Consider the following 6,790-nt stretch of genomic DNA (forward strand, 5'->3'; position numbering starts at 1 on the left):
GTGACGTCCTCGTTCGGTTCGCCGCCGTGCGCGTACCCCCGGACGTCGATCCGGTTGGAGACGAGCCGCCGGGCCCGCCGGGCACCGGGCGGGATACAGGCGAAGAGCTGAGTGAATGTGCCGACGACGGCCGGAGGTTGGAGATCGGTCTCTGCGTGCATGCCCCAACCGTCCCGGGAGGGAGGGGAGTCGGCCAGGCACACGAGTCACGGAGTGGACAGTGACCGTGACGGTCAGTCGGCCATCACATTGCTGGTGATCAACCGGAGCAGCTGCTTCACCACGGCATCCTGCTCCGGCGTCAGCCCCATCGCGTCCCCCATCGCGGACGGCACCGATCGAGCCCTCTCCCGCAGTGCCGCCCCCTCCTCGGTGAGCCGGATGGCCACCGAACGCTCGTCGTCCGGCCGGCGTTCGCGGCGCAGGAGGCCGGCCGCTTCCAGGCGCTTCAGCAGCGGGGACAGCGTGCTGGACTCCAGTTGCAGGGCCGTGCCCAGATCGCGCACGGAGATCGAGTCCTGCTCCCAGAGCGCCAGCATCACCAGGTACTGGGGATAGGTCAGCCCGAGTTCGTCGAGGAGCGGGCGATAGCGCGCGGTGACCGCTCGCGACGCCGCGTAGAGCGCGAAGCACAGCTGGTCGTCAAGGAGCAGGGTCTGCTCGGGCCTGCTGCCTGCGGATGTGGTCACGGAAACGGCTCCTTTCGCGGGGCCCTCCACCGTACGGCTTCGAGTCCTCTCGATTCTATCGACCCCTAACAAGTTGTGCACGACTGAATAGCGCGCTACTGTTCTCGACATGCCGCCACTCGGCCGAACCCGCAGACTGAGCGCGTCCCCGGCACCCGATCCGAGGAGATCGTCATGACCGACAGCACCCCCCGCCCCGTACTGGAAGCCGCCGCCCAGGCCTTCGCCGAGGCCACCGCGAACCCGCCGTACCTCTTCGACCTGGGCCCCGTCGAGGGCCGCAAGACGGTCGACGAGGTGCAGTCGGGCGAGATCACCAAGCCCGCCGTCGACGAGGAGTGGGTGACCGTCCAGGGCGGCCCGACCGGCACCGTCCGGACGCGGATCGTGAAGCCCGCGGGCGCCACCGGCCCCCTCCCCGTGGTGATCTACCTCCACGGCGCGGGCTGGGTCTTCGGCAACGCCCACACGCACGACCGGCTGGTCCGGGAACTCGCCGTCGGCACCGGCGCCGCGGTCGTCTTCCCGGAGTACGACCTCTCCCCCGAGGCGCGCTACCCGGTCGCCGTCGAGCAGAACTACACGGTCGCCCAGTGGGTCGTGAAGCAGGGCGCTGCCAAGGGACTGGACGCCATGCGCATCGCCGTGACCGGGGACTCCGTCGGCGGCAACATGGCCGCCGCGCTGACCCTGATGGCCAAGGAGCGCGGGGACGTCCCGCTCGTCCAGCAGGTCCTCTTCTACCCGGTCACCGACGCGAGCTTCGACACCGGCTCCTACCACCAGTTCGCCGAGGGATACTTCCTGCGCCGCGACGCCATGCACTGGTTCTGGGACCAGTACACGACCGACGAGAAGCAGCGCGCCGAGATCACCGCGAGCCCCCTGCGCGCCTCCGTCGACCAGCTGCGCGACCTGCCCCCGGCCCTGGTCGTCACCGCGGAGGCCGACGTCCTGCGCGACGAGGGCGAGGCGTACGCGAACAGGCTGCGCGAGGCCGGAGTTCCGGTCACCGCGGTCCGTTACCAGGGCATCATCCACGACTTCGTGATGCTCAACGCCCTGCGCGGGACCCACGCCGCCGAGGCAGCCATCGCCCAGGCGGTCAGCACGCTCCGTACGGCGTTCACGGCTTCCTGATCTCCCGCCCGCCGCCGCACGCCCAGGCCCCGGACTCCAAAAGTCCGGGGCCTTTTCCTATGGGGACAAGTACTATGCCTAGGAGCCCTAGGTTTATGGAGTACGCATGGCCCCCCGCGCAGGTCTCACCGCCGACCGCCTCACCGAGGCCGCCGCCGATCTCGCCGACGAGATCGGCTTCGAGAAGATCACCCTGGCCGCCCTCGCCAAACGCTTCGGCGTGAAGGACGCGAGCCTCTACTCGCACGTCAGGAGCCTCCAGGACCTGCGCACCCGGCTCGCCCTGCTCGCCGGCGGGGAGTTGATCGACCAGATCGCCGTCGCGGTGGCGGGGCGGGCCGGGAAGGACGCGCTGGCCGCCTTCGCCGGCGCCTACCGGGCGTACGCGCTGGAGCGACCGGGGCGGTACGCGGCCACGCAGATCCGGATCGACCAGTCACTGATCGCCGGCACCCCCGCGCTGCACCGCACCGCCGAGATCACCTACGGCATGCTCCGCGCCTACGGCCTCGCCGAACCCGATCTCACCGACGCGGTACGCCTGTTGCGCGCCACCTTCCACGGTTTCTGCGCCCTGGAGTCGGCGGGCGGCTTCGGCGCCCCCCGCGACGTACAGAAGTCCTGGGACAGGGCGGTCGACGCCCTGCACGTGGCACTGGAGAACTGGCCTCAAGAGGAGAACACCGATGACTGACCCGCACTACGACATCACCGGCCACGGCCCCTTACTGCTGCTGCTCCCCGGCGGCGCCGGACACCCGATGGGCCTCGGCCCGATGACGGAGTCGCTCGCCGCGCACTTCACCGTCGTCACCTACGACCACCTCGGCCTCGCCCACGGCCGCCTCGGCGAACCCGTCGAGGACCAGCGGGTCCAGGACTGGAGCGACGGTGCGCGGCGGGTGCTCGACGCGACGCTTCCGGAGGGCGGGACGGCGTACGTCCTCGGCACCAGCGCCGGGGCCATCGCCGCGCTCGATCTGCTCGCCCGGCACGCGGAGCGGCTGCGGCACGTGGTCGCGCACGAGCCGCCGTGTGTGGGGGTGCTTCCGGACGGGGCGCGGCAGCAGGCCGCGTTCCGGGAGATCTGCGACGTCTACCGGGCCAAGGGGCTCGCGGCGGCGGGCGCCCTGATGACCGCCGTACTGGAGGACCGGGCGGTGGGGGAGCTTCCGGAGGGCCAACCCCTGAGTCGCGAGATGGAGTTGGTGAACCCGATGGCGCTCGCCCTCGCGCATGTCCTCGGTCCCTTCACGGCGTACGTCCCCGAAGCGGGCCCCTCGCAGGCCCGCCTCACCGTCGGAGCCGGGACCGACTCCCGCGGTCACCTCCTCCACCGAACCGCCGAGTTCCTCGCGAAGGCGCAACAGGCCGACTTCGTCGAGTTTCCCGGTGGTCACCTCGGCATACTCCAGCACCCGTCGGACTTCGCCGACCTGCTCACGCGGACGCTGCTCGGGACCGGCGTGCGGTCATGACAGGTCGCCGAGCGCGTCGGCGTAGTACGTGGATTCACTGAGGTGCAGGGCGAGTTCGCGGAAGGTCCAGCCCGCACCGGGTGAGTGGTCGAGCTGGTGCTCGGTGAGGGCATCGAGGCGGTTGGCCCAGATGCGGGCGAGCCGGGTGAGACGGCTGCGGGCCTCGTCCAGATCCTCCTGGGTGAAGGGCGCGAGGTCGGCCGCGGTGGTCGTCGTGGAGGCGTGCCAGTGGTCGGGCTGCGGGGTCTCGCCCGCGAGCCGCGCCTCCAACTCGGCGAGGTGGTCGATGAGATGGTCGGCGACCCGGCGGATCGCCTTGTGCGGGGTGTGGACACGGTCGTCGGCATGGACGGGCCTGCCGTCCCAGGCGGTCCAGGTCTCGGCGAGGACCAGCACGTGGTGGACCATGCCGGTCACGGCATGGTCGGGCGTCTGCTGCGGGTGTTCGGTCATGCGGGCACGCTAGGCGGGTGTCGCTTCGGTGCCGGCCGAAGTGTGGTTGTCCCCCGACGGGCACGGGCCGCCTCAGTCCTCCCGTTCCGGCACGCCGACCTGGGCGTACGTCCCGGTCATACCGTCCTACGCGAAGCCGCTGACGGGCGCGTCACCGACCTCGACGGGCTTGCGGATCGCCCGCCTCAAGCCCTGGGTGGTGCGAGCCGCTCGACCATGCGCCGCATGACCTCCGGCGGCAGTGCCGGGTTCCGGGCGGCGGTCTCCGCGGAGCCGTTGCCCTGCCGCAGTAACCGGACCAGGAGGCGGGCCGGCAGGTGGGGGTGGCGAGCGGCCGCGCTACGGATGTGTTCGTGCGGGTCCTCCAGCAGTCGTGCCGCGGCCGTTGGAGAGAGCCGCGGGTCGATGACGGCCCGGCGGCGCACCTCCTCACTCCTGTCCCGGCTGAACCGTTCGACCAGCTCGGGCGTGGACTCCGGGTCGTCGAGGGCCAGTCGGCGCATGCGGGGGTCCGGGTCGTCGGCGTAGCGCAGGAGGTCGTGGCGGGGGAAGTTGGGGTGGCCGCGCGGCCGGTCCGGGCTGGTGAGGCTGCCGTCCCACCACTGCCACACCCGCATGAGCATGTCGGCGGGCGCGTCGTCGCAGGACTCGGCGAGGAAGAGCTGGACGACACGGTCCTCGTCGTCGGCGAGACGGGCCACGGCGTCCGCTGGGAGGTGCCGTGCCCGGGCGACGCTTCTGCGGACCAGGGGGTGGGAGGAGGCCGCCAGGCGGCGCATGGCGTCCCGGTCGTCGTGCAGGGCGACGACCCAGTCGAGCGGGAAATAGTGGCCGCCCGGATCGAAGTCGTAGAGGATTCGGGCCCGTTGTTCCTCGGTGAGGTCGGCTCGCGTCGAGATCTCGAACCGCACGCCGGCGTCGGGATCCTCACCGAGGAGACCGATCAGGTCTTGGGCGAGCCCCGGGTTGCGGGCCAGGGAGCGGCGCTCGGCCGACTCCCCGTGCCGTGCCACGTGCTCGGCGAGCTCGCGCTCCAGGAGGCAGGTCTCCAGTGCGTCCGTCTTGACGTCCAGTGTTTCGAACACCGACCGGGGCATCGGGTGCTCCTGATGGTGCATCAGTAGCGCCCGCGCCCGCGCCAAGTCGTGGGAATCGGCCAGGAGCGCGCCCCGCGCCCGGGCGTCGAGGTGCGGCCAGGCCGCCGTGCAGGCCGCGTAGCGCACGCCGCCGTCGGGGTCGGCGGCCAGGGCGACCGACAGGGAGGCGGGCAGACCCTTGAGGCGGGCGGTCTCGGAGCGGACGCGCGGGGACGGGTCGGCAGCGAGTCCCCGGCACGCGTCCTCGGGAAGTTCTGCCGAGCAGTCGGCGGCCAGCATGGTGAGGATCCACCGCTGTCGTTCATCCCGCTCCGCGAGGATCGCGCGGCCCCACTGCTCGGGCGTGATGTTCGGCTGAAGCTCGAGCGCCCGCATCCGCAGCTCCCGGTCCGGGTGGGCCAGGAGGGCGTCCACGGCGTCCGCCGGCAGCACGCGGTACAGCGCGTACGACGACCGCCCCACCAGGAGGGGCCACAGATCCCTCGGGGTTTCGGGATTGAGCGAGAGTCCGTCCGCCCATGCGTCCAGCAGCTTCCCGAGGGGCTTCGGCCCCTCGAACAAGGACACCCACGCGGCCGCCCGCTCCTCCGGTGTCTCCGCTCCGGCCGCCCGTGCGGCCTCCTCGTGGCGCTCCCTCAGCCGGTCGACCGCGACGAGCCAGACCGCATACTCCTCAGTGGTGGCGCCCACCATCGTCTCCCCGTCCAGGGACAGCGTGAGGAACTCCGGCTGCCCGGGTCGCGGCCCCAGGACTCCGGCGAGATCCCAGCCGTCGGTGAGCCGGACCCGCACCCAACTCCGGTCCTGGTTACCGGAGAAGTCGATCAGGAACACCCCGTCGCCACTGAGGATCCCCGCGTCGGACGCCAACTGGTGCCATTGAGCGTTGAGTTCGGCGACCAGATCCGGCCGGTCGTCCTGGACCGCCACGGTCGGCTCGGTCTCCGACCCGATGACATGCCGCCACAGGACCGGAGGCGGCGACACCTCCTCGACCCGCCGCTCCCCCACGACCTCCAACCCGGCCCGGCCCAGCAGTTCGACCAGTTCGTCTGCGCCACTCATGATCCTCATACTGCCCGAGACGGCTCAGTCCCCGGCGGTGATTTCCACTCCGGAGCCGTGCAGCCGAACCCGTGCCTCGGTGCCCCCGCTCCACGCCACCGTCAACTCACCGGTCCCTACTGCCCGTACGGTCACCGCCTCCTCCAACGGCACGGCATCCGCGTCACCGCTGAGTCGGGCGAGCGCGACGAACAGCGTGTCCCCTTCCCCGGTCACTCCGCTCAGCTCGTCGTCGAGGCCCACGGCGGGCAGCAGTTCGGCCCGCACGCCATCCCGCACGCCCTCCCGCGCGGCCCACCCCGTCACCCGCACCGACGTTCCCGGCTCGGCCCCGGCCACGAGGAAGGCGCGTACCTCCACGGCTCCCTGCGCGAGCACGACACTGGTAACCCGCGTACCCCCGGCCGCCGTGTGCCGGGAGGCCGCCCACCCCTCCCCCACCCCAAGCGGCTCGATCTCCGTACGGCTCGGATCGCCGTCCACGATCACGCTGTTGTCGTACGACGTCGAGGGCTCCGTCACCGTGGAGTAGGCGAGGCGGGTGTAGTACGGGTCGTAGCGGACGTCCTCGCTGCCGTGGTTGTGGAGGCGGACGAGGCCGTCGGAACTCGTGGACTGCAGGAGCCAGTTGGGGGCGGTGATCGAGGTGACCGCGTCGGTGCGTTCGGCCGGGCCCGGCTCCTCCACCGCCGTCCACACCTCGTGGTCGGCCGGGAGGAGCAGGCCGAGGAAGCCCTTGCTCGCCCAGTACGGGGACGCCGGACCCGAGTAGCCCTGCAGGACAGCGGGGTCGGGGCCGTGCCAGCCGAGGGTGAGCAGGCCGCGGGAGTCCACCGCGCCCCGGTCCAGGAAGTACTTGAGGGCTCCG

General features: G+C 71.6%; 7 protein-coding genes. 3 read left to right on the top strand and 4 right to left on the bottom strand.

Annotation, left to right across the window (positions count from 1 at the left end; translation table 11 throughout):
- Positions 1 to 233 precede the first annotated feature (233 nt).
- On the bottom strand, positions 234 to 689 hold the full coding sequence (locus JF597_RS00890; protein WP_293986761.1) for a MarR family transcriptional regulator: 456 nt from the start codon (positions 687 to 689) through the stop codon (positions 234 to 236).
- A gap of 174 nt (positions 690 to 863) precedes the next feature.
- Here JF597_RS00890 and JF597_RS00895 point away from each other — a divergent pair, with 174 nt between their 5' ends.
- From JF597_RS00895 to JF597_RS00905, 3 genes are all read left to right on the top strand, one after another.
- A complete protein-coding gene (locus tag JF597_RS00895) occupies positions 864 to 1,829 on the top strand; it encodes an alpha/beta hydrolase (RefSeq protein WP_293986764.1) in 966 nt (321 codons plus the stop codon).
- A 106-nt stretch (positions 1,830 to 1,935) separates the two neighbouring features.
- Complete coding sequence (locus JF597_RS00900) at positions 1,936 to 2,523, top strand: TetR/AcrR family transcriptional regulator (protein WP_293986767.1); 588 nt, start codon at positions 1,936 to 1,938, stop codon at positions 2,521 to 2,523.
- Positions 2,516 to 3,307 (top strand): alpha/beta hydrolase, encoded by a 792-nt coding sequence (locus JF597_RS00905; RefSeq protein WP_293986770.1) that lies wholly within the window; start codon positions 2,516 to 2,518, stop codon positions 3,305 to 3,307. Before JF597_RS00900 ends, JF597_RS00905 begins: the two co-directional genes overlap by 8 nt.
- On the opposite strand, the gene JF597_RS00910 is transcribed toward JF597_RS00905, so the two are convergent.
- The 3 genes from JF597_RS00910 to JF597_RS00920 all read right to left on the bottom strand — a co-directional run.
- Positions 3,302 to 3,760 (bottom strand): hypothetical protein, encoded by a 459-nt coding sequence (locus tag JF597_RS00910; RefSeq protein ID WP_069763709.1) that lies wholly within the window; start codon positions 3,758 to 3,760, stop codon positions 3,302 to 3,304. The two genes, JF597_RS00905 and JF597_RS00910, sit on opposite strands and share 6 nt — an antisense overlap.
- A 185-nt stretch (positions 3,761 to 3,945) precedes the next feature.
- A complete protein-coding gene (locus JF597_RS00915) occupies positions 3,946 to 5,922 on the bottom strand; it encodes a PE-PGRS family protein (RefSeq protein ID WP_293986775.1) in 1,977 nt (658 codons plus the stop codon).
- A gap of 24 nt (positions 5,923 to 5,946) precedes the next feature.
- A partial coding sequence (locus tag JF597_RS00920; RefSeq protein WP_293986777.1) for a DUF2264 domain-containing protein occupies positions 5,947 to 6,790 on the bottom strand: 844 nt, incomplete at its 5' end.

This window comes from Streptomyces sp. (genome assembly GCF_019510245.1).
GTDB lineage: Bacteria > Actinomycetota > Actinomycetes > Streptomycetales > Streptomycetaceae > Streptomyces.

Bases quoted from the DNA above. Each gene is read 5' to 3' on its own strand.
- JF597_RS00895 (WP_293986764.1), top strand. From the start codon at position 864: ATGACCGACAGCACCCCCCGCCCCGTACTGGAAGCCGCCGCCCAGGCC.
- JF597_RS00900 (WP_293986767.1), top strand. From the start codon at position 1,936: ATGGCCCCCCGCGCAGGTCTCACCGCCGACCGCCTCACCGAGGCCGCC.
- JF597_RS00905 (WP_293986770.1), top strand. From the start codon at position 2,516: ATGACTGACCCGCACTACGACATCACCGGCCACGGCCCCTTACTGCTG.
- JF597_RS00910 (WP_069763709.1), bottom strand. From the start codon at position 3,760: ATGACCGAACACCCGCAGCAGACGCCCGACCATGCCGTGACCGGCATG.
- JF597_RS00915 (WP_293986775.1), bottom strand. From the start codon at position 5,922: ATGAGTGGCGCAGACGAACTGGTCGAACTGCTGGGCCGGGCCGGGTTG.